Annotated in this window: 22 protein-coding genes and 1 riboswitch; of the genes, 8 read left to right on the top strand and 14 right to left on the bottom strand. The window is 46.6% G+C overall.

Going from position 1 to position 21981, the window contains the following annotated elements:
* Positions 1-123 precede the first annotated feature (123 nt).
* The 3 genes from metH to GCA01S_RS07665 all read right to left on the bottom strand — a co-directional run bounded on the left by metH (position 124) and on the right by GCA01S_RS07665 (position 6318).
* Complete coding sequence (metH, locus tag GCA01S_RS07655) at positions 124-3534, bottom strand: methionine synthase (protein WP_042408730.1); 3411 nt, start codon at positions 3532-3534, stop codon at positions 124-126.
* Positions 3527-5377, bottom strand: a complete 1851-nt coding sequence (locus tag GCA01S_RS07660; protein ID WP_042408733.1) for a bifunctional homocysteine S-methyltransferase/methylenetetrahydrofolate reductase — start codon at positions 5375-5377, stop codon at positions 3527-3529. Before GCA01S_RS07660 ends, metH begins: the two co-directional genes overlap by 8 nt.
* Positions 5378-5453: 76 nt before the next feature.
* Positions 5454-5557, bottom strand: a riboswitch (SAM riboswitch).
* 269 nt (positions 5558-5826) lie between these two features.
* Entirely contained in the window at positions 5827-6318 is a 492-nt protein-coding gene (locus GCA01S_RS07665; RefSeq protein WP_042408734.1) for a YajQ family cyclic di-GMP-binding protein, read from the bottom strand.
* A 197-nt stretch (positions 6319-6515) separates the two neighbouring features.
* Here GCA01S_RS07665 and GCA01S_RS07670 point away from each other — a divergent pair, with 197 nt between their 5' ends.
* From GCA01S_RS07670 to GCA01S_RS07680, 3 genes are all read left to right on the top strand, one after another.
* On the top strand, positions 6516-7373 hold the full coding sequence (locus GCA01S_RS07670) for a CvfB family protein (protein ID WP_174407482.1): 858 nt from the start codon (positions 6516-6518) through the stop codon (positions 7371-7373).
* Between the two features lie 109 nt (positions 7374-7482).
* Entirely contained in the window at positions 7483-8469 is a 987-nt protein-coding gene (locus GCA01S_RS07675) for a BMP family lipoprotein (RefSeq protein WP_042408736.1), read from the top strand.
* 19 nt (positions 8470-8488) lie between these two features.
* Entirely contained in the window at positions 8489-10141 is a 1653-nt protein-coding gene (locus GCA01S_RS07680; protein ID WP_042408738.1) for a methyl-accepting chemotaxis protein, read from the top strand.
* 38 nt (positions 10142-10179) lie between these two features.
* Here GCA01S_RS07680 and GCA01S_RS19265 read toward each other — a convergent pair whose 3' ends face one another.
* The 5 genes from GCA01S_RS19265 to GCA01S_RS07695 all read right to left on the bottom strand — a co-directional run bounded on the left by GCA01S_RS19265 (position 10180) and on the right by GCA01S_RS07695 (position 12867).
* Complete coding sequence (locus GCA01S_RS19265; protein WP_017436369.1) at positions 10180-10311, bottom strand: DUF3941 domain-containing protein; 132 nt, start codon at positions 10309-10311, stop codon at positions 10180-10182.
* Positions 10312-10640: 329 nt separating this feature from the next.
* Complete coding sequence (locus GCA01S_RS07685) at positions 10641-11504, bottom strand: DegV family protein (RefSeq protein WP_042408739.1); 864 nt, start codon at positions 11502-11504, stop codon at positions 10641-10643.
* Positions 11505-11616: 112 nt separating this feature from the next.
* Positions 11617-11817 (bottom strand): DUF3813 domain-containing protein, encoded by a 201-nt coding sequence (locus tag GCA01S_RS07690; protein ID WP_017436367.1) that lies wholly within the window; start codon positions 11815-11817, stop codon positions 11617-11619.
* Between the two features lie 2 nt (positions 11818-11819).
* Positions 11820-11972, bottom strand: coding sequence for a hypothetical protein (locus tag GCA01S_RS20500; RefSeq protein WP_017436366.1), 153 nt, complete (start codon positions 11970-11972; stop codon positions 11820-11822).
* 88 nt (positions 11973-12060) lie between these two features.
* Entirely contained in the window at positions 12061-12867 is an 807-nt protein-coding gene (locus GCA01S_RS07695; protein ID WP_042408742.1) for a Cof-type HAD-IIB family hydrolase, read from the bottom strand.
* A 162-nt stretch (positions 12868-13029) separates the two neighbouring features.
* On the opposite strand from GCA01S_RS07695, the gene yjfP reads away from it, so the two are divergent.
* Positions 13030-13797, top strand: a complete 768-nt coding sequence (gene yjfP / locus GCA01S_RS07700) for an esterase (RefSeq protein WP_042408746.1) — start codon at positions 13030-13032, stop codon at positions 13795-13797.
* A gap of 106 nt (positions 13798-13903) precedes the next feature.
* Here the strand turns inward: yjfP and GCA01S_RS07705 are convergent, their stop codons facing one another.
* From GCA01S_RS07705 to GCA01S_RS07725, 5 genes are all read right to left on the bottom strand, one after another.
* Complete coding sequence (locus tag GCA01S_RS07705; protein WP_017436363.1) at positions 13904-14203, bottom strand: metal-sulfur cluster assembly factor; 300 nt, start codon at positions 14201-14203, stop codon at positions 13904-13906.
* A gap of 16 nt (positions 14204-14219) precedes the next feature.
* Complete coding sequence (locus GCA01S_RS07710; protein WP_042408750.1) at positions 14220-15461, bottom strand: hypothetical protein; 1242 nt, start codon at positions 15459-15461, stop codon at positions 14220-14222.
* A 5-nt stretch (positions 15462-15466) separates the two neighbouring features.
* Positions 15467-15676 (bottom strand): DUF2249 domain-containing protein, encoded by a 210-nt coding sequence (locus GCA01S_RS07715; protein WP_017436361.1) that lies wholly within the window; start codon positions 15674-15676, stop codon positions 15467-15469.
* Positions 15677-15681: 5 nt separating this feature from the next.
* Entirely contained in the window at positions 15682-15915 is a 234-nt protein-coding gene (locus GCA01S_RS07720) for a DUF2249 domain-containing protein (protein ID WP_042408753.1), read from the bottom strand.
* Positions 15916-15980: 65 nt separating this feature from the next.
* Positions 15981-16673, bottom strand: coding sequence for a Crp/Fnr family transcriptional regulator (locus GCA01S_RS07725; RefSeq protein ID WP_017436359.1), 693 nt, complete (start codon positions 16671-16673; stop codon positions 15981-15983).
* Positions 16674-16907: 234 nt separating this feature from the next.
* Between GCA01S_RS07725 and GCA01S_RS07730 the strand changes: the two genes are divergently transcribed.
* On the top strand, positions 16908-19271 hold the full coding sequence (locus tag GCA01S_RS07730; RefSeq protein WP_042408756.1) for a nitric-oxide reductase large subunit: 2364 nt from the start codon (positions 16908-16910) through the stop codon (positions 19269-19271).
* Between the two features lie 76 nt (positions 19272-19347).
* On the opposite strand, the gene GCA01S_RS20075 is transcribed toward GCA01S_RS07730, so the two are convergent.
* Positions 19348-19494, bottom strand: coding sequence for a hypothetical protein (locus GCA01S_RS20075; RefSeq protein ID WP_183363823.1), 147 nt, complete (start codon positions 19492-19494; stop codon positions 19348-19350).
* Between the two features lie 128 nt (positions 19495-19622).
* On the opposite strand from GCA01S_RS20075, the gene GCA01S_RS07735 reads away from it, so the two are divergent.
* From GCA01S_RS07735 to GCA01S_RS07745, 3 genes are all read left to right on the top strand, one after another.
* Positions 19623-19856, top strand: coding sequence for a DUF2249 domain-containing protein (locus tag GCA01S_RS07735; RefSeq protein WP_013401470.1), 234 nt, complete (start codon positions 19623-19625; stop codon positions 19854-19856).
* 101 nt (positions 19857-19957) lie between these two features.
* The gene (locus tag GCA01S_RS07740; protein ID WP_017436356.1) at positions 19958-20545 is read left to right on the top strand and encodes a molybdenum cofactor guanylyltransferase; all 588 of its coding nucleotides are present in this window, start codon (positions 19958-19960) and stop codon (positions 20543-20545) included.
* Positions 20546-20616: 71 nt separating this feature from the next.
* The gene (locus tag GCA01S_RS07745; RefSeq protein ID WP_017436355.1) at positions 20617-21735 is read left to right on the top strand and encodes a TIGR04053 family radical SAM/SPASM domain-containing protein; all 1119 of its coding nucleotides are present in this window, start codon (positions 20617-20619) and stop codon (positions 21733-21735) included.
* The last annotated feature ends 246 nt before the right edge of the window (positions 21736-21981 follow it).

The raw sequence follows: 21981 nt of genomic DNA on the forward strand, positions 1-21981 counted from the left end.
CCTCCCTATGTTATCATTTGTCATCGTTAGTATGGAATAAGGAAAGGGAAATAATGTAATGTTGGCAAACAATCGTTGCTGACCATATTGCATAAAAAAGCTGGCCGATTTTGGCCAGCTTTTTTACAACACGTTGAAATAGCGCGCTTCCGGATGGGCGAAGACGATCGCGGAGACGGATGCTTCCGGCTCCATCATATATCCGTCTGTTAAATGAATGCCGATTTCTTCTGGATGCAGAAGGCGGAACAGTTTTTCTTGATCCTCTAAGTTTGGACAGGCCGGGTAGCCGAACGAGTAGCGCTGCCCCTGGTATTTGGCGGCAAAGCGCTCTTCCATCGTAAAATCCGGGTCATCTGGAAAGCCCCAGCGGTCGCGCATAATTTGGTGAATGCGTTCCGCAAATCCTTCCGCGATTTCGAGCGCCAATGCCTGAATCGCATGGCTTTTTAAAAACTCGCCGCTTTCTTTCCACTGTTGTGCCAGTTCGCGGATGCCTTTGCCAGCGGTGACGGCAAAAAAGCCGACATAGTCGATTTGCCCGCTGTCTATTGATTTTAAATAATCAGCGAGGCAAAGATACGGGGCCCGCGGTTGTCTTGGAAATTCAAACGTTTCGATCACCGTCTTCTTGTCTTCTGGAGAATAAATGTAAATGCGATTTCCATCACTTTGCGCCGGGAAAAATTGATATACCGCCGCTGGCGTAATCCAGCCGTGCTGCTTGGTTTCTTCAAGCAGTTCATCCACGACTCCTTTTAGCATCAGAGCCTTTTCATCTTTTTCTTCCAAAAGCCGTTTCACTTTTCCTTTTAATCCGAGATGGTGTCCGAGCACCATTTGCCAGTTGACATACGGAATAATATGGGACAGCGGAATCTCTTTTAATATGTGGCGCTCCAAATCGGTTGGGACAAATACCGGCACGTCCGTAGAAACATTGGATTTCGCTGTCATGACGGCAGGTGCGGCTTGTTCCCATGCCACTTCCCGTTTTTCTGTTTTTGTATATTCGATTTCGTTTTGCTGCAATTGGTTTGCCAGCGCCAGCCCTTCCATGGCGTCTTTGGCGTATAGGACAATTCCATCGTATTCCGGAGCGATTTTGTTTTCTGTAAATTTACGCGTCAGCGCGGCGCCGCCGACTAAAATCGGCGTCGAAATGCCCGCCTGCCGCAAATCTTGCGCGGTGACGACCATTTGCTGCGCCGATTTGACAAGCAGGCCGGATAAGCCGATGATATCCGGCTTTTCCGCCTGAACAGCTTCGATGAGCTGCTGCGGCGCCACTTTAATGCCTAAGTCAATGACATGAAAGCCGTTGTTGCTTAAAATAATGTCGACCAAGTTTTTACCGATGTCATGCACATCGCCTTTCACAGTGGCGAGAATGACCTTTCCTTTTGTGCTGCCTTCTTTTTTCTCCATGTATGGCTCTAAAAAGGCGACCGCCGCTTTCATCACTTCCGCGCTTTGCAATACTTCGGCGACAATGAGCTGGTTGTTGTTAAAGAGCCGGCCGACTTCGTCCATCCCGGCCATCAGCGGGCCGTTAATAATGGCAAGCGGGTCAGGATAAACTTGCAGAGCCTGTTTTAAATCGGCAAACAGCCCTTCTTTCGTGCCTTCGACGACATAGCCCGCGAGCCGCTCTTCTAAGCTAAGTTCTACTTTCGCTTTTTTCGGCTCTTTTGTTTTGTCGCGGTAAAATTGGATAAACGTATTTAATGTTTCATCGTTTGTGTTAAACAGCAATTCTTCCGCTAACCGCACTTCTTCTTCCGGAATCGAGGCGAAGCGTTGCAATTTTTCCGTGTTGACGATCGCGTAATCAAGACCGGCCTGCGTGCAATGATATAAAAAGACGGAGTTTAAAATTTCCCGTCCGACCGGCGGAAGCCCGAACGAGACGTTGCTGATGCCGAGCATCGTTAAACAGTGGGGCAGCTTCTCTTTAATAAGGCGGATGCCTTCGATCGTTTCTTTAGCGGAGCCGATGTATTGTTCATCGCCGGTGCCGACCGGGAACACAAGCGGGTCGAAAATAATGTCATGCGGGGATACCCCGTATTTGTTGACAAGCAGGTCATACGAGCGCAAAGCGATTTCCAGCTTCCGCTCGGCCTTCACCGCCATTCCTTGTTCATCAATCGTGCCGACAACAACGGCGGCGCCGTATTTGTGAATAAGGGGCACGACTTTGGCAAACCGTTCTTCGCCATCTTCCAGGTTGATTGAGTTAATGATCGCTTTTCCTTGCGAATAGGTGAGGGCGCGCTCAATGACCTGTTCGTCGGTTGAATCGATGACAAGCGGTACTTTGACTTTTTTGACAACTTGCTGAATAAATTTTTCCATATCCTCTTGTTCATTGCGGTCCGGGTCGGCCAGGCAGATGTCGATGACGTGGGCGCCGTTTTTCACTTGCGCGCGGGCGATTTCCGCCGCTTCTTCGTATTTTCCTTCAGCGATGAGTCGTTTAAATTTGCGAGAACCGATCACGTTCGTCCGCTCGCCGACAAACAATGGCCGCATCGTTTCATCGTAAATAAGCGGATCGATGCCGGAGACGGCATGAATGGAAAAAGACTTCGGAATCGGCCGCGGCGGAATATCGCGGACTGCTTCAGCGATGGCGCGGATATGTTCCGGCGTCGTTCCGCAGCAGCCGCCGACAATGTTGATCCAGCCTTTTTCGGCGAAACGCTGAACTTTTTTCGCCAGCATTTCCGGCGTCTCATGGTAATTCCCTTCCTCATCGGGAAGACCGGCGTTTGGGTAGCAGCTGACCGCCGTATTGGCGAGGGAAGCGAGCGTGCGCAAATGGTCGGTCATAAACTCCGGGCCGGTCGCGCAGTTTAAACCGACGGCAAACGGTTTCATATGCTGAACGGAGATGAAAAACGACTCGATCGTCTGCCCGGCCAGCGTCGTGCCCATCGGTTCAATCGTGCCGGAAATCATGATCGGCACCCGTTTGCCGACCGCTTCAAACGCCTTGGAAATGCCGATAAAGCCGGCTTTAACGTTTAAGGTGTCCTGGCACGTTTCCAAAAGCAGCAAGTCGACGCCGCCAAGCAATAACCCGCGCGCTTGTTCTTCGTAGGCGGCGACTAATTGGTCAAACGTCACGCCGCCCGTGACGGACAGCGTTTTTGTCGTCGGTCCCATTGAACCGGCGACAAAGCGCGGCCAATCGGAAGTCGAGTAGGCGTCGGCGGCTTTGCGCGCAAGCTTGGCCGCTTCGATGTTTAATTCGAGCGCTAAATGGCCGAGCCGATATTCCTCTAACACGATGCTTGTCGCGCCAAACGTGTTCGTTTCAATAATATCCGCGCCCGCCTGCAAATACGCATCATGAATGTGTTTGATCACATGCGGGGCGGTGAGCGTCAAATATTCGTTGCATCCTTCGTATTGCTCGCCGCCGAAATCGTCGGCCGAGAGCTTTGCGCTTTGAATCATCGTTCCCATTGCGCCGTCAATGACGAGAATCTTTTTGGAAAGCTGTTGTTCGAGTGTTGCGTTAGCCATGGAGTACCTTCCTTTCTTGTGCGGCTTTTTCTTTTTCGTGAATATAGCGGACGAGTTCGGCTGTCATTTCATAGCGTAAAAACGGCGTAATGAGGTAGATGCCGTTAAATAAGTCAAAAGCGGCGTCAATGAGCGATTTGGCAATCGCGATCCCTTCGCGCGCCGCTTGCACTGGGTCGTTGGCGCATGCCGCCATGCGCGCGCGGATTTCTTCCGACAGCGTAATGCCCGGCACTTCATGGTGAAGGAAATCGGCGTTGCGCGCGCTCACAAGCGGCATAATGCCGATGTAAATCGGCGTTTCGAGATGTTTCGTCGCTTCGTACACTTCCTCGATTTGCCGTTCGGAATAAAGCGGCTGGGTAATAAAATAGTGGGCGCCGCATTGAATTTTTTTCTCCAGGCGCTCTACGGCCTTATCCAAATGGCGGACGTTCGGATTAAAGGCCGCGGCGATCGAAAAATTCGTTTTTTGTCCGAGCGGTTTTCCCGAATACGACAGTCCTTCGTTAAATTGGCGAATGAGCCGAATCAAGTCGAAAGACGATAAGTCGTAGACCGATGTCGCCCCAGGAAAATCGCCGATTTTCGATGGATCGCCGGTAATGGCGAGCACATCGGTGATGCCGAGCGCATGCAAGCCCATCAGATGCGACTGCAGCCCGATCAAATTGCGGTCGCGGCAGGTGATATGAATAAGCGGACGGATGCCGAGCTGCTGTTTGACGATGGAGCCGAGCGCCATGTTGCTGATTCGTGGGGTAGCCAGCGAGTTGTCAGCCAGTGTCAGGGCATCAATGTTTGCCTCTTTCAGCGCTTTGGCGCCTTCTAAAAATTTGGCGATCCCTAATTTTTTTGGCGGATCGAGCTCGACGATCACCGAACGGCGCTCGCGGACGATGTCTTGCAGCGGCGGCGCCGCGTTTGGCTCGTTTGATGATATGGAAACGGAAATATGGCGCTGTTTGACTGTTTTCGTTTGCACCGGCGTCCGATCGGTTAAGGCGTTTGCCATCGCTTCGATATGTTTCGGCGTCGTGCCGCAGCACCCGCCAATCAGGCGCACGCCTTGCTCACGGAAGGCAAGCGCTGTTTCTTTAAAATAATCCGTGTTTGTTTCATAGACAAGCCGTCCGTCGCGATAATCCGGCAGGCTTGCGTTCGGATACGCGGAAAGAAACGCTCTGTTTGGCAGCGGCACTTCCTCCAGCGAGCGGATCATATGGTACGGGCCGAGACGGCAGTTTAGACCGACGACATCGGCTCCCAACTGTTCCAGGCGCGCCAATGCTTCGGCAAGCGGAGTGCCATCTTGCAAGACGCCGACTTCATGGAGGGAGACGTGCGCGATAATCGGCTTATCCGTTTCTTTGCGCGCGATCGCAAGCACTGTCTCTAATTCTTCTAAATCGTAATACGTTTCGAGCAACAAGCCGTCGACATCCTCATTTAACAGCACAAACAATTGCTCGCGAAACGTCCGCTTTACCTCTTCGATGGAAACGGCGCTTTTATTGATGCTGCGCAACCCGCCGATCGTTCCAAGCACGTAGGCTTTATTTCCCGCCGCCTGTTTGGCGAGCCTTACCGCCGCGCGGTTAATCGCCGGCACCTCGTCTTCGAGTCCATAGCGGGCGAGTTTGACGTAGTTGGCGCCATATGTATTCGTTTGAATGACCTCGGCGCCTGCGGCGATATATGCTTCATGAATATGAATGATCTCTTCCGGCTTCGATAAATTTAGTTCTTCAAAACATCGGTCGACGCCGTGCGAGTATAATAGCGTTCCCATCGCGCCATCGGCGATGAGGATGCGTTCTTTTAAGTCTTGCAAAAGTCCCACGCTCATTCCCCCGTTCTATGAAAATGGTAAAAGAAAAAAGCCTTCTATAAGAAGAAGACTTTTTATGTATCGTCTCTTCTTATCTTCCAGGCGCTTTCGCCTGTCTGGATTTAGCACCTTGGCTTCCGCCAGGTTGCTGAGGGTTCACTGGGCCAGTCCCTCCCCCTCTCTTGATAAGAAATTCGCTATGAAGTTGTAGCCAAACGTTTCAACGATATAGTTTTGATATTAATATATAATGTAAAGCATTTTCTGAAAATATTCAATATAATGGAATCGTTTTCAAGAAAATATCCCATCCTTACATGGAAAAAGCATTAGTGCTTGATATTTAATGAAAACAGTGTCATTCACTATAGTGAACGTGAATGATTGGAATTTATAAATGTGGAAATAGAGGGGAAGAGCATAAAAAAATGTTACGGGCACTTAGTGCCGTAACATCTTTTTTATCGATAGTTGACAAATTGCACATCAATTGGCAGATCAGCTTCGCGAATTGCGGCGATGACCTTTTGCAAATCGTCTTTGCTTTTGCCGCTGACGCGGATTTGATCATCCTGTACTTGGCTTTTCACTTTTAGGCCGGTGTTTTTAATGATCGTGTTGATTTTTTTCGCGTTTTCCTTGTCGATGCCTTGTACGAGTTTGGCGCGCTGGCGCACCGTACCGCCTGATGCCGGCTCAATTTTGCCGTATTGAATGTTTTTCGTCGGCACGCCTCGTCTAATGAGCTTGCCGATCAGCACGTCTTTAAGCTGTTCCAATTTAAATTCATCGTCGGAAATGAGAACGAGTTCGTCTTTTTCTAAGGAAATGTCGCTTTTGCTGCCTTTAAAGTCATAGCGGTTTTTAATTTCTTTCAGTGCGATGTTGATCGCATTGGTGACTTCGGATAAGTCGATTTTGGATACAATATCAAAGGAACTTTCTTTCGACATACACAACCTCCAGCACTTTCGTTATTTAATTTTCATTATAGTAAAATGTGGCAAGGGACACAACAAGAAAAGGAGTGGGGAACCAAACACGGATAGCAGCGTTCTTGTGATGCAGGGAAAAACGACGTTTTGCGCGGAACTGTCAATTGGAGTGGGGAATAATAAGAGTGAAAATATAGACAAAGGAAGAGGCTGCAATGAAACGATTCATTCCTGGAGAAATCATGACATTAACGGTAAAACGGGAAATGCCGTTTGGCTACGTTTTAACGAACGGCATGGAGGAAGTGCTGCTGCACAAAAGCGAAGCGAATACAACGCTTGCGGTGGACGATGAGGCAACCGTATTTTTATATCATGACCACGACGGGCGGCTATGCGCCACTATGAAAATGCCAAAAATCACGAACAACCGCTACGACTGGGTTGAAGTGGTGGACGTCGTTCCAAGATTGGGCGTTTTTGTCGATATTGGCATTTCTAAAGATTTGCTCGTGTCCATCGATGATTTGCCGCCGCTTCGCTCGTTATGGCCAAAGCGAGGGGATCAATTATATTGTTCGTTAAAAACGGATAAACGCGGCCGCCTTCTTGCTAGGCTTGCTGATGAGGAAACGATGAAACAAATCGCTGTGAGCGCGCCGGAATCAGCATTTAACCAGAATATCCGCGGGCGTGTCTACCGCGTGATTAAAGTAGGAGCGTTTCTTATCTCCTATGTCGGCTATCTCGGTTTTGTTCATGAATCCCAGTGGCGAAACGCACCGAGGCTTGGGGAAGCAGTGGAAGGACGGATTATCGCCGTCAAAGAGGACGGGACGGTGAACGTATCACTGTTGCCGCGCAAGCATGAAAGCATCGACGAAGACGCGGCGGCCATTTATGCCTATTTAGAAAGCCGTGGAGGGGCGATGCCATATCATGACAAAAGCGATCCCACTGATATTCAAGCGCGCTTTCATATGAGCAAGGCCGCCTTTAAACGTGCTTTAGGCCGCTTGATGAAGGAAGGAAAAGTATATCAAGAAAATGGTTGGACGTATAAGAAGGAATAAAGGGGGCAGAGCCAGTCCGGCTTTGCTTTTTTTCGTTCCAAAAACTTAATAAATGTCGAACCATGCCGATAAACAATAATGGACACTATGAAAAGAAGGGGACGAATACATGAAACAACAAAGACGTATATGGCATCTTGTTATCGCGTTATTGGCTATGTTTGTGATGATGTCCGGCTGTTCGCCGGAAGAGGCAGTGGCAAAGAAAGACAGGATCAAAGTCGGGATTATGCTGTCGGACGTCGGACTTGGGGATCAATCGTTTAGCGACTCCGCGTTTCGCGGATTAATGAAAGCACGAGATGAACTAGGCATTATTTTTGATTACCGTGAATTGAAAGATACGAAAACGTATGAACAAGGGTTAAAAGAGCTTGTTGCAGATGGCAATGATATCATCATCGGCCTTGGCTTCATGGTGCAAGAAGAATTGGAAAAAGTGGCGAAACAATATCCGAAGCAGCGTTTTATTTTAGTTGACGCTGTTTCTGATTTGCCAAACGTGACATCTATTGCGTTTAAAGAAGATGAAGGAAGCTTTCTTGCCGGAGTGGTGGCGGCGCTGACGACGAAAACAAACCGCCTCGGGTTTATCGGCGGGGCGGATGTGCCGTTGATTCATAAATTTGCAACGGGATTCGAAAAGGGGGTTCACGCCGTAAAGCCATCCGCTTCTGTTCAAATTGTCTATGCCGGCGATTTTGGCAATGACAAGCTCGGCGCCAATATCGCCAAAGATATGTTTGCCAAACAGTGCGACGTCGTGTATACGGCGGCTGGGTTTACCGGAGTCGGCGCGCTTCGGGAAGCGGAGGCGCGCGGTGTGTATGCCATTGGTGTAGACAGCGACCAATATTTTTACGCGGAAAAAGCAGTGGTGACGTCGATGGTCAAAAATGTCGATGTCGCTTTGTTTCGCGTGTTAAAACAATACGTGGAAAAAGGGGAATTGCCAACCGGTACCGTTCAGCTGGGGTTGGCGGAAAATGGAGTCGGGCTCGCGCCGATTCGCGTTGTGCCATGGGATGAGCAAAAACAACAGCTGCTTGAACAGTGGAAACAAAACATTGTGGACGGCAAAGTGACAACCAAGTAGCACAGAAAAGGGGATTAGAATGACAATTCGCAGAAAATTATGGCTTCATTCGTTTCTTTCGCTTATTGCATCGATCATATTGATGGGGTTCATTATCGCCAATATGTTGTCGATTCAGGCAACGAATAAAGATATCGTTCCGGTTTTGCTGACGGTAGAAAAGCTCGAGGCAAGCATGAAATCGGCAAAGCAAAGCTTAAACAATGCCGCTTATAGTATGACAGAAGGAAATAAACAAGAAGTTTTGACGCAAATCGAAGCGACAGAAAAGCTGATTGGCAAATTGGAAAAATCGTTGAAACAAAAGGAATTCCGCTCTCTATTAGCGAAAGCGAAACAAAAATTTGCCGATGTACACACCAAGTCGATTGCCGCTCTTGAGCATCGCGATGCATCGGAAGCGAGACGGCAGGCAATGCGAATCGAAGGGGCGGTCAATGACGTTTACACGCTGCAATTATATGCAAACGATTATTACAAAGAGCTTCAGCGCGATTTGCAGGGGCAAATTCATTTTGTCATTTGGACGGCGGTCATCGGCAGCATTGCCCTCATCGTGCTGTCGGGAGCGATAAGCTTGCGCCTGACGCGCTCGATTACGAATCCGCTCAAGCGTCTTGCCAACAACGCGGCCGAAATTGCAGGGGGCAATTTGCTTGTCGAGCGCATTGACTATAAACAAAACGATGAGCTAGGCGCATTAAATGTAGCATTTCATACAATGGTCGAGGAGCTGAAGCGGCTGCTTCGCTCGGTAGAGGTGGTTAGTCAAAAAGTCGAAACATTTGCCAAAGAAATTGAAGCAGACAACCAAATGCTTACAGAGATTAACCAGCAAGTTGCGCTATCCACCAATGAGCTGTCCGCCGGAGCGCAAAGCATCTCTGAAGAATTGCAGCAAGCGGTACAGCAGATTGAAAAAATGGATGACACGTTTGCCAAAACAGCGGAGCGAACCAAGCAGACAGCGCATTACAGCGAGGCAGCGGTCGAAGCGATTCAACATGGCCAAAAAGCGATGGAACAACAAATGCACTTCATCCGTGAAAGCAATGAAGCGACGTTGTTGATTGAAAAAGCGACGAATGAATTTACGAGCTATGCCGTCAACATTGAACAAATGGCAAAGGCGGTATCCGATATTGCGGAACAAACGAATTTGCTGGCGTTAAACGCGGCCATCGAAGCCGCAAGAGCGGGAGAAGCGGGAAAAGGATTTGCCGTTGTCGCTGATGAAGTGCGCAAGCTTGCCGAGCAATCCGCACAGGCGACAAAGCAAATTTTTGAAACAGTTTCGCTGATTAAGCAGGGCATTTCCTCGGTTTCCGCAGCTGTCGCCCAAGGAGTGAAAATCGCCGAGCAGCAATCGCAAACGATTGAAACGACAACGAGGGCATTTGCTGAAATCGAGGGCAAAGTCGCCGGCATTTCCGCCGATATTCAAGCGCTTGTCGATAGTGTCAGCATGTCAAAACAATTGGAAGAAAAAGTATTGCAAAATGTGGAAAGCATCAGTGCTGTCGTCGAACAATCGGCGGCCGGCAGCGAAGAAATCGCCGCATCGATGGCCGAACAGCTGACGGCATTTGAAAAAATGGTAGAGAAGGTGACGAAACTAAGACAATTGACTGATGAGCTGCATGAGGTGATGGCAAAGTTTCGGATGGAATGAAAATAAAGGCTGTCCAGCATAAAAGGACAGCCCGTTTTTTACAGATGATCCGTCTCCTTCGAGTACGCAAATTTCCCCGCCTGGCGGTTTTTTTCGCGAAGCATGTTTTTTTCATGGCGTTTCGCGTTGTTGTCGCGCGCTTTTTTATCGTTGTCGCTCGTACGGGACATAGCGGTGTGCACTCCTTTTATATAAGATGTACACTAATAGTGTTTTCGAAACGAAGCGATTTTATGCTTCGATAGAAGGAGTTTGGATGAATCAATGTTGCCAGATCAGTCATTGTTTTCCTGGAAAAGATAAACAGCATTTATAGAATGCGAGCGGGAAAACTCCTAGCTTTCAGCGAAGGAGATGAGAGTGAGCGTCGGACGAGGGAGGGGATGAACCCTCCCACAAGTCCGCCGTTTTTTGTAAATACTCTTTGACTAACTTCTCAATTTCCCTTCGGTAGAAGGGATTACCCAAGAATCCCCATGCCTTTAGGCATGGGGATTGGTCAAACTTCGATATACTTGTTTAGGAAAAAGAGCGCCAATGTGCCCGGACCGGCGTGGGCGCCGATCGCACCGCCGATTTCGGTAATGAAAAAGCGCGTGCAGCCATATGTTTTTTCAATAAGCTGCTTTAATTCCAAGGCGGCTTCTTCATCATCGCCATGGCTGATGCCGATCATTTGTTTTTGCAGATCATCGCCGCGTTCGCCCATGATTTCGACCATGCGCTTTAACACTTTTTTGCGGCCGCGTAATTTCTCAAGCGGAATCAGTTTGCCGTCTTCGACATGGAGGAGCGGCTTAATGTTCAAAAGGCCTCCGACCATTGCCGATGCTTTGCTGATGCGCCCGCCGCGCGCCAGGTACTCAAGATTATCAACCGTAAAAATATGTTCCATATGATGGCAATAGGAGGCAATCGTTTCACATAGCAAATTGTAAGGCATGCCTTTTTCGGCAAGCTCCGCCGCTTTTATCACCGCCAGTCCTTGTCCGAGCGACGCGCATTTCGAATCGATAATCGTTAGCTGAAATTCAGGATATTCTTCGAGCAATTCATTGCGAATCGACATCGCGGTTTGATATGTACCCGACAATTGCGAGGAAAACGCGATATATAGGCAAGGGCGGTTTTCTTTCGCATATTGCGTAAACAACTCTTTCATTTTCAGCGGATTCGCTTGCGCGGTTTTCACGATTTGGCCGTTTCGCATCGCGTCATATACTTGTTTTGGTTCGATGGTGATAAAGTCTTCATATTCTTCGCCATTGAAATGGACAAGAAGCGGCAAAAACGCGATGCCGCGCTCCTGCAAATAAGAATATGGAAGATCACAGCCACTGTCTGTAATAATTTGAATGAACACTGTATCCACCTCTTGCAAAGTTAAGATAACAACATATTTTTAGTGTAGCGATGATGAGGAAAAAAGACAATTTTTCTTTCACGAAAAAGGTTGCGGACGAGCACCGCAACCGTTATGGAGTGAGTTGATCGAGTTCTTCTTGAAATTGACGCAACTGCGCTTTTTCCGCCGTATTGGAATGCGCGTAGGCCGACGATAAGGCGTTTTTGGCGATAGCAATCGCACGGTCTAGGTCTATATCGGCCTGGCCGCTTGCCGCTTGTTTCGCCTGCATTACCGCTTTGCGCGCTTCTTGAAACAATCGGTTCGCCATCGCTATTCGCCTCCAAGCGATGTTTCGAACGCTTTTTGCGCCTTGCGCTCTTCCGCTTCGGCGTACGTCATATGATAAGGGATCCGTTCATCATGCTTTTCTACCGCATCCACGCTTTGCTGGATGAAGCGTTTCGATTTGTTTCGTTTGCCCAAGACGTATTCCCCCTTTGGAAAAGTAAAGACGCAGCGTTGCGTCATTGATAGTGTAACCGGATAGGGGGGATTGTAGTAAGGCAATTCGTTACAGCTTTAACATCGATTTTAAGTACACGCCGATGCCGTCTTCTTCATTGGTGGCCGTTACATCGTCAGCGATTTGTTTCAACGGCTCAATGGCGTTGCCCATCGCGATGCCATGGCCTGCCCATTCGATCATCTCTAAATCGTTATCTTCGTCGCCAAACGCAATGACCCGCTCCTTTGGAATGTGAAAATAATCAGCGATTTGTTTCAGACCAAACGCTTTATGGACGCCATTGCGGATAATTTCAATGATATGCCACGGCTCATTCCAACGTCTATGGTGCAATACGTTCGCATGCACGTCCGATAAATATGATTGAATTTGTTCGATATGTTGTTTGTCCGTATGAATAAGGATGCTCGTTGGATCATCTTTTAATGCATAGCGCAAGTCGCCGATTTCGATGGTTGGGTTGCCAAGCCGGACAATGTCAAGCAGCACTTCATCATGTTCATGAAAGTATACGTCATCCATCACTTCGGCTAAAATATTTTTAATCGCGTACGTTTCGCTGGCTTCGATAATGTCTTTCACCGTTGGGAGCGGGAGCGGAAAATGGCGGATTCCCCACGAATGGTTGCGGGGATGGTGCACGAATGCACCGTTAAAGTTGACGATCGGTGTTGCCAGCCCAAGCTCTTCGTAATACATTTTGCTGGCGCGGTACGGTCTTCCCGTGGCGATCACGACAAGGTGCCCTTCTTCTTTGGCGCGCAAAATCATTTCCTTTGTAAATGGGGAAATCGTTTTGTCATCTTTTAGCAATGTACCGTCTAAATCTAAGGCAATTAAATATCGTTCCATAATGGCTCCTTTACTTTCATTTTTTAGTGAATGGACATATGATTAATGAGATTGCTGCGGTAATTTTAGTTTTTGTTACATTATAGTGTAACTCTTTTCCAAAATTTTTGTCTACATGTTACTATACATGATGAGAAAAAGAAAAAAGGAGTTTTGCCGATTATGGTCATTATTGAAAAAGAAAATATTGCCCAAGTGCCTGTATTGCATGTCGTAAAAAAAGAAAAGAGAGAAGAACGATTGCCGTTCATTTTGTTTATTCATGGATTTACAAGCGCAAAAGAACATAATTTGCATTTTGGCTATTTGCTTGCCGAGGCGGGGTACCGCGTGGTTTTGCCGGATGCGCTGCATCATGGCGAAAGAGAACAAGCGTTGACCGAGACTCAGCTGCAATTGGCGTTTTGGAAGATTGTGACGCGTACGATTACGGAAATTAGACAAATTAAAGAGGAATTGGAACTTCGCAGGCTCATTCAGCCGGACCGAGTCGGGCTTGCCGGTACCTCGATGGGCGGAATTGTCACATTTGGGGCGCTTGCCGTGTATCCATGGATTAAGGCGGCCGTTTCGCTGATGGGAAGTCCAATGTATGAAGCATTTTTTGACGCCTTAATAGAAGCAGGCAAAAAAATGGAAGTGACGATACCGCTTTCCGATGAACAACTGGAACGGGAAAAGGCACGATTAATGAAATATGATCTCTCTAAACAGCCGGAGAAATTAGCGGGCCGCCCGCTTCTTATTTGGCACGGAAAGTGCGACCAAGTTGTGCCTTATTCTTATACATATGAGTTTTATGAGCAGATAAAACCTCTTTATCAAGGGAAAGAAGAAAACTTAAAATTTATTTCTGACGATATAGCCGGGCATAAAGTGACGAGGGAAGCGTTTTTGGAAACGGTAAAATGGTTTACAAAGCATGTATAAAAAAGTGAGGCTGTTGTGCAAAGGCTTGTTTAGCGAGCCTTTTGCATCAGCCTCATTGCACGTTTTGGGAAGGAAAAAAGTGGAAGAGGAACGGCCTTCATTTTGATCAAAAATATCCTAATTGCCGCAGCGCTTCTTCACTCATTCGTTCCGGTGTCCAAGGCGGGTTCCATGTAATTTGCACTTGTACATCGCGGATTCCGTCGATATGTTCCAGTGCCCGCTTCACACCGCCGACGATCGAGTCGTGAAGCGGACATCCTGGTGTCGTAAGCGTCATTAAAATATATATGTTGCCATCGTTAATTTGCAAATCATAAATTAATCCTAAATCAACGATATTGATCCCTAATTCAGGGTCAATCACCGTTCGCAGTTGCTCAAGTACTAATTCGCGAATATCCATCGCCATAGCCCCCTTATCATTTCCATAAAACAGAAATCATTGTACTCGCAAAGAAAAGAGAAAATAATGTCATGGCGCTTTGGGCAGCGTAAAAGAGCGGCAGACTGGAAACCGTTAGCGCTATGACCACTCCGACGAGACTAACGGTAAATAATATGCATTGGACGATCGTCCATTTTTCATTGATCATTTGCTTCAGCGTCGGCACATTTTCTTGTCCGATTTTTTTGCTGTAGCGGTGTGTCCACCATAAAAACGGGACGATTTTATATAGATAGCCGATAATGCTGAACATAATCCATCCGAACACATAAGCGTAAATGACGATCGCCATGCCGTGATCGTTGCCGGAAAGCGGCAAGAGGAATGCCGCCGTGTGCAAGATTAAGGCAATGCCGATCGCCAGTAAAGCGAATTGAAACGGCCGGTCCAGTTTTTTCTTTACCCGTTTCTGCAGGATCGTCCATATATGGTAAGCAAATAAGGCAAATCCGGTCAATAAAAGGCCGGCACCAGCGGCAAATGGGCCGCGCCCATCCTGGAAAAAGCTGATGAAGGTGACGATCAGTCCCGTTACATAGAAGACATATACATATCGCGCCAGCTTCATCGAAAATCCGTGCGCGAGAGAGAACATTGGCACCATTTTATACGAAAATCCCATAATCAGCAGGGAAAACCAGCCACACATCCCAAATAAAATGTGTGTTTTCAGGATGAAAAGGTGATCGGCCGCTTCGTTGCCGCTCCAAAAATGAAGGGCAAGCGTCAGTCCAAACAGGATGGTCAATAGTAAAAACAAAAGCGCGGAACCGACGAACAATGTCATGATATTTTTTTTCGCCTGTTTCCGCAGCGTCATCCCCATTTGGAAAAGGAAAAGAATAATGCCGAGTACAAGCAGTACCCCCGGGAACAATGCCACATGGGCATAAAATGCCAAGCTCATGGAAAATGCGATGATTCCGGCTGCTGTGATAAAAAACTGCACAAATCCTAGCTGCTCGCTCCAAATCGGCGTCAAAAACGCGACTGGGACGAGCTGGTACATTGCTCCCATCGCGATCATTAAGGCAAAGCCGAGCACTGCCAAATGAGCTGCCGCCCAGATGCTCGGCAGGCGAAACACGCCGCTTGCTGCCGCGGGTCCGGCGGCAAGCAATATCGCCTGTGCCGCAACAAAAGCAACGACACCAAACACGATGAACAAAAGGGGAAGGCGAATATTCGTTTCATATGCCGTATTGGTTGGGATCATTGCTGTCATCCTTTTGTAATCGTAATTTGAAAGCTGCCGTCTTGCCGCTCTACTGTTTCATATTTATAGCCAAGTTCGTCAAGCTGTTCGTATAAAAACATCGGGCGGCGGTCGTTAATAATCGTCAATGTTTCTCCAGGCTGGAGTTTCGAAAGCGCGGTTAATGTCCGCATCATCGGCTGCGGCGGCTCTAGTCCGCGATTATCAAGAATCATCATTCTCACCCCTGTTTGACGAACGTAACCTTCCAATGTTTTTTCTCGATCTGTTCCGTTTCATACGTAAAGCCTTTTGCCTTCATAACCGGAAACAGCGGGATCGGTTTAAATGGCGCATGCAAAATAAAGATGTCTCCGGGCTGCAGCGGCTTAACGGCATTCATAATTTTTTCAAACGGTTCGATTTTCTTTTGTAAATCCTCACGGACATCCAACTCTACGATCGTTCCCACCATCATCCCTCCTTTACTGCTATGATAGTAATTTTCATTTTCATATGTTGTGATTTGCGTCACATTGGTTAGAAAAAGATTTCTTTTTCTAATCCTTCTTTATCAATAAGGTAAAATCCATCTTCATTAATATCGATCAATCCTTTTCGTTTTAATTGACTGAGCGTTCGGCTTACTGTTTCCCGCGAGGTGCCGATCATATTGGCGAGCTCTCGGTTCGTCACATGCGCAGTCAAACGGTAAAGCTTTCCTTGACGCACTGCATTTGTTTTCGTTAAGCGCAGCAGAAGCATAATAATTTGTTCATACGTGTTATGGAGAATTTGTTCTTCTAAACGATTTTGCAAGTCAACGATTTTTTCGCCCATGACGCGAAATAATTTAATGCATAACTCTGGATAGCAAATTAACGTTTGTTCGAAGTCCGCGATTGGAATCGCAATTAACGTCGCTTCGTCAATGACTTCCGCGTGCGCAGGATACGTACCTTTTAAGAAAAAACCGGTATGCGGAAACATTTCACCTGTCTGCAAAATCGAAACAATTTGTTCTTTTCCGCTCATATCGGTTTTATAAATTTTTACCGTTCCGGAATGGATGAAATAGACGCGTTCTAACGGATCTCCTTGCATAAAAACAAATGTCCGCGGTTTATAGACGCGTACATGGGAAATCGATACGAGTGATTCCAGTTCATGATCGGATAACTCGCGAAAAAGCGGAACATTTTTTAGTCTCTCTTTCATCCAATCATTTGTCATTATTCCATCTCCTTACATAAATTTTGCGAAAATGTGTCTTTCACCAAGTGGAGTTCCTTTTGACAAGGATAAAGAAACTGTAAGGCTTTCCGTTATTTCTATACTACCATTTTATGAGTTTCTTCATATGCGAGCTGTGACATAAATCATAGTATGCGTTTGTCATGACTCACATTTTTTTTATTTTTGCAGCGTTACAATGAGGATGAATCAAAGATAGGAGGTTGAGGATAGATGGAAGTGAACCCATCAGTCCGTCCGTCTTTACGTCCCGAACGGCGGACACAAAATAGTTTCCTTAAATCAATATTAATTTTTACGATTTTAATCAGTTTTACCGTCCTGCTTGTCGGCGGATATTGGATTTTTAAAGAAATGGCGCCGCGGCCGAAAGAAGTGCGGAGCGAAAGCGGCAAAGTGTTGATGACAAAAGAAACGATTATCGGCGGACAGGCAGTATTTCAAAAGTATGGCTTGATGGATTACGGTACCGTACTTGGGCACGGATCTTACATGGGTCCGGATTATACGGCAGAGGCGTTGAAGATTTACACGGAAGGGATGCAAGAGTATAAAGCAAAAGAACTTTATAATAAACCATTCTCGCAACTATCCAAAGATGAAAAAACGATCATTCGTGATAAAGTAATTAAAGAAATGCGGAAAAACCGCTACAACCCTGTTACTGATGTGCTTGTGCTAACCGATGCGCAAGTGTATGGACTGGAAAAAGTCCGCGATTATTATCGCGATGTATTCACCAACGGTGACGGCTGGGGATTGAAAAAAGGGTTAATTAAAGAATCAGACATGCCAAAAGCACATCGCGCCTGGGTAGCGGACAGCGACCAAATTCAGCAAATCGCCGACTTCTTCTTCTGGACAGCTTGGTTATCAAGCACTCCAAGAATTGGGGACCACATTACGTATACAAACAACTGGCCATATTATGAAGATGCAGGGAATACGATGTCGTTTTCCGCCATGTGGTGGAGCGGAGCAAGCGTGACCATCTTAATTTTATTCGTCGGGATTATTTTGTTCTTCTTCTACCGCTATCAATTAAGCATGCAGGAAGCATATAAAGAAGGGCAATTCCCGGTTATCGATTTGCGTAAGCAGCCTTTGACTTCTTCGCAAGTGAAATCAGGAAAATACTTTGCGATTGTTGCTGTGCTGTTTTTCGTTCAATCGATGTTTGGTGCGTTGCTTGCCCATTATTATGTAGAGCCAGACAGCTTTTTCGGCATCAAATGGATTCATGATTTATTGCCGTTTAACATTGCGAAAGGCTACCATTTACAGTTAGCGATTTTCTGGATTGCGACATCATGGCTGGGCATGGGGATTTTTATCGCGCCGCTTGTCGGCGGACATGAGCCGAAAAAACAAGGGCTTCTCGTTGATATTTTGTTCTGGGCCCTCGTTGTTCTTGTCGGCGGCAGCATGATCGGCCAATGGCTCGGTGTGAACGGATATTTAGGAAACAGCTGGTTCTTGCTTGGCCATCAAGGATGGGAGTACATTGAGCTTGGCCGCATTTGGCAAATCATCTTGGTAGTGGGCATGCTCATTTGGCTGTTTATCGTCTTTCGCGGCATTAAGAGCGGCTTAAAACGGGAGAGCGATAAAGGCGGATTAATTCACTTATTGTTCTACTCGGCGATTGCGGTGCCGTTCTTTTACATCTTTGCGTTCTTTATGAAACCGGACACAAACTTTACGATGGCCGATTACTGGCGCTGGTGGATTATCCACTTGTGGGTGGAAGGAATTTTTGAAGTGTTTGCGGTTGTTGTAATCGGCTTTTTGTTGGTGCAAATGAAACTTGTCACAAAAAGCTCTACAGTAAGAGCGTTATATTTCCAATTTACGATCTTGCTTGGCAGCGGGGTCATTGGAATTGGCCACCACTATTATTACAACGGTTCGGCGGAAATATGGATTGCGCTTGGTGCCGTCTTCTCGGCGCTCGAAGTCATTCCGCTTACATTGCTTATTTTAGAAGCATATGAGCAATACAAAATGATGCGCGACGGCGGCGTCAACTTCCCTTATAAGTCGACGTTCTGGTTTTTGATTTCTACAGCGATTTGGAACCTAGTCGGCGCCGGTGTTCTTGGATTCCTCATCAATTTGCCAGCCGTAAGTTATTTCGAACACGGACAATTTTTAACGCCGACTCACGGCCATGGGGCGATGATGGGAGTATACGGCATGTTCGCCATTGCGGTGTTGCTGTATTCGCTGCGCAATATCGTCAAGCCGGAAGCATGGAACGATAAATGGTTAAAATTCGCATGCTGGATGCTCAATATCGGGCTTGCAGGGATGATTGCAGTGACGCTATTGCCAATCGGTATTCTGCAAATAAAAGAAGCGTTTGAACATGGCTATTGGGCATCGCGTTCTCCAGCGTTTTTACAACAGGATCTTGTGCAAACCTTGCTTACGATCCGTGCTGTTCCAGATACGATTTTCTTAATTGGTGTCATTGTGATGATGGTGTTCAGCGTCAAATCGCTATTCCATTTGCGCAAACCGACACACGGTGAGGAAGAAGCGCTTCCGGTGGTCGATTTAACCAAAGAAGAATAAATAAAAAAGAATCACAGCACAAATCGCTGTGATTCTTTTTATCTTCGTATGATAGCGCTTTCTATCTTGTTCGTTGTTAACTCTTCTTCGCTTCTTCTTTTTCTTCGTAACATTGAAAACAATACAACGTTTCTTTTTCATCGCTAATGATGCCGTTTAAAAACCCATGCAAACAATGTATCGGTTTGCCGCACTGCGAACAAAAGCCAACAAGCTCTTCCAACATCATTTCTCCTTTCATAAACGATTGAAAATTATCATTCGTAAGTTGTGATGTTCATCACTACGACAAACGACAAAAGCGATTATGATGTGTATATAATTCATTATACTATAAAGGAGGCAACAATTATGAGTCAATTTGCTGCAAAAATTCATGCACCTGATTATGAACCGCGCGAAAGACATCCTGCGATCTTTCGTTTATTCGATAGCCTGAAGCCAGGTGAAGTGATGGAATTAACAAACGATCATGATCCGCGTCCGCTGCATTATCAGTTTATGATGGAACGTCCAGATCAATTTACTTGGGAGTACTTAGAAGAAGGACCGGAAATTTGGCGAGTTGCCATCGGCAAAAAATAAATCAGATTTTTAGAAAAGATTCCCGAAAAATTACGGGAATCTTTTCTTTTCGCTGCCTTCATGATACAGTGAAACAAAGAGTTGGAGAAAGGGGACAGACGGTGAAAGGAATGACAGGGGTTGTTCTTGCAGGGGGTCAGTCGCGGCGTTTTGGCAGCCCGAAAGCGTTTGCCAAGTTTAAAGGAAAATATTTTTTTGAAATTGCTGTAGAAACATTACGCACAGTGGCAGAGGATATTTATATTGTTAGCCATCCTTCACTAGTAGACTGTTTTCGGCAAAAGACAGTGGAAAAAGTGATCATGGACGATGAACGGTATCGTGGGCAAGGGCCGCTGGCGGGAATCTATACGGTTATGAAAAAAAGCGAAGCGGAATGGATATTTGTGCTTCCGTGCGATATGCCGTATATGCGGCCGGAAGTTGCGGAAAAACTTGCTAAATATGCGAACGAGAAGTTTGATGCGATTATATGCGCGCATTTCGGCCGAATTCAGCCGTTAGTTGGCATGTATCATCGACGGACATTCGAGCAAATCGAAAAGCTGCTGCAAGCAAAGGATAACAGAATGAAGTCGTTGCTTCATCGTTGTCATGTTCGCTATGTGACGGAGCAAGATTTTTGGGAAAATGAGATCGTATTTCGCAATGTAAATAAACCGAATGAGTTTGACGATATTGTGACATAAATCGCTTTGTGATATATGTCACATGAGTGTTTCCCCCTATGCAGTACAATGAAAGCAAGGAGGGGAACATAGTGAGGGACTTTAACGAAAATCCGTTTATTGTGATTTGGGAATTAACAAGGGCATGTCAATTAAAATGTCTTCATTGCCGGGCCGAGGCGCAATACCATCGCGATCCGCGCGAATTGACATTTGAAGAAGGGAAAAAGTTAATTGATGATATATATGAGATGGATCAGCCGCTTCTCGTGTTTACCGGCGGGGATCCGCTCATGCGTCCGGATGTATATGATCTTGCGAAATATGCGATTGACAAAGGCCTTCATGTTTCAATGACGCCGAGCGCGACACCGAACGTGACAAAAGAAGCAATTCGAAAAGCGAAGGAAGTTGGGCTTTCCCGTTGGGCGTTTAGTTTGGACGGGCCAAACGCGGAAATTCATGACCATTTCCGCGGAACGCCTGGTTCCTTTGATTTAACGATCAAAGCGATTGAATATTTGCATGAGCTTGATATCCCGGTGCAAATTAACACCGTTATTTCCCGTTACAATGTTCATGCCCTTGATGAAATGGCAGAGTTGGTTGAAAAACTAAAATGTGTGCTTTGGAGCGTCTTTTTCCTTGTACCGACCGGGCGGGGAAAAGAATCGGACATGATTTCCCCGGTAGAGCATGAAAAAGTGTTTCGCTGGCTTTATGAAACGAGCAAGCGCGTCCCGTTTGACATAAAAACAACGGCAGGACAGCATTACCGCCGTGTTGTTTTGCAAGCGAAAATGCGGGAAAATCAAATAGCCAGCGACGGAATCCGCTATGAAGACGTGCTGGCCAAAGGGCTGACCGGTCAAGTCGACGGTCTTGGCCGTGCGCCAAAAGGAGTCAACGACGGCAACGGATTTGTTTTTATTTCTCATATTGGTGATGTCTATCCGAGCGGACTGCTTCCGGTAAAAGCCGGAAACGTCCGGGAAACGCCGCTCGCGGAAATTTACCGGAATTCGCCGATTTTCCAAGACTTGCGCAGCCCTGATAAATATAAAGGAAAATGCGGCGTATGCGAATTCCGCTACGTTTGCGGCGGCTCGCGCTCGCGGGCGTATGCTGTTACCGGCGATTACTTAGAAAGTGAACCGTATTGCGTATACATTCCAAAAGCATTGCGGCAAAAAGGCAAGCGTTTATCTTAATCACCATGTTCACTGGCTCTCTTTTATGGGAGCCAGTTTTTTATTTACGCGTTCACAGAAATGGTTTTCTAGGCATGTTTATAAATAAACAGGAAATGATAAAGATGGAAATCCACTTTTTACAATTATGTGACACTACCAAAAAATGTGATGAAATTCACAAACATTCTTTTTTCATTTCCGTATGATGGACACAAAAGCAGATAAATTTAATTATATGGCTGTGATCAAAAAGGAGCATTCCTG

This window comes from Parageobacillus caldoxylosilyticus NBRC 107762 (assembly GCF_000632715.1).
GTDB lineage: Bacteria > Bacillota > Bacilli > Bacillales > Anoxybacillaceae > Saccharococcus > Saccharococcus caldoxylosilyticus.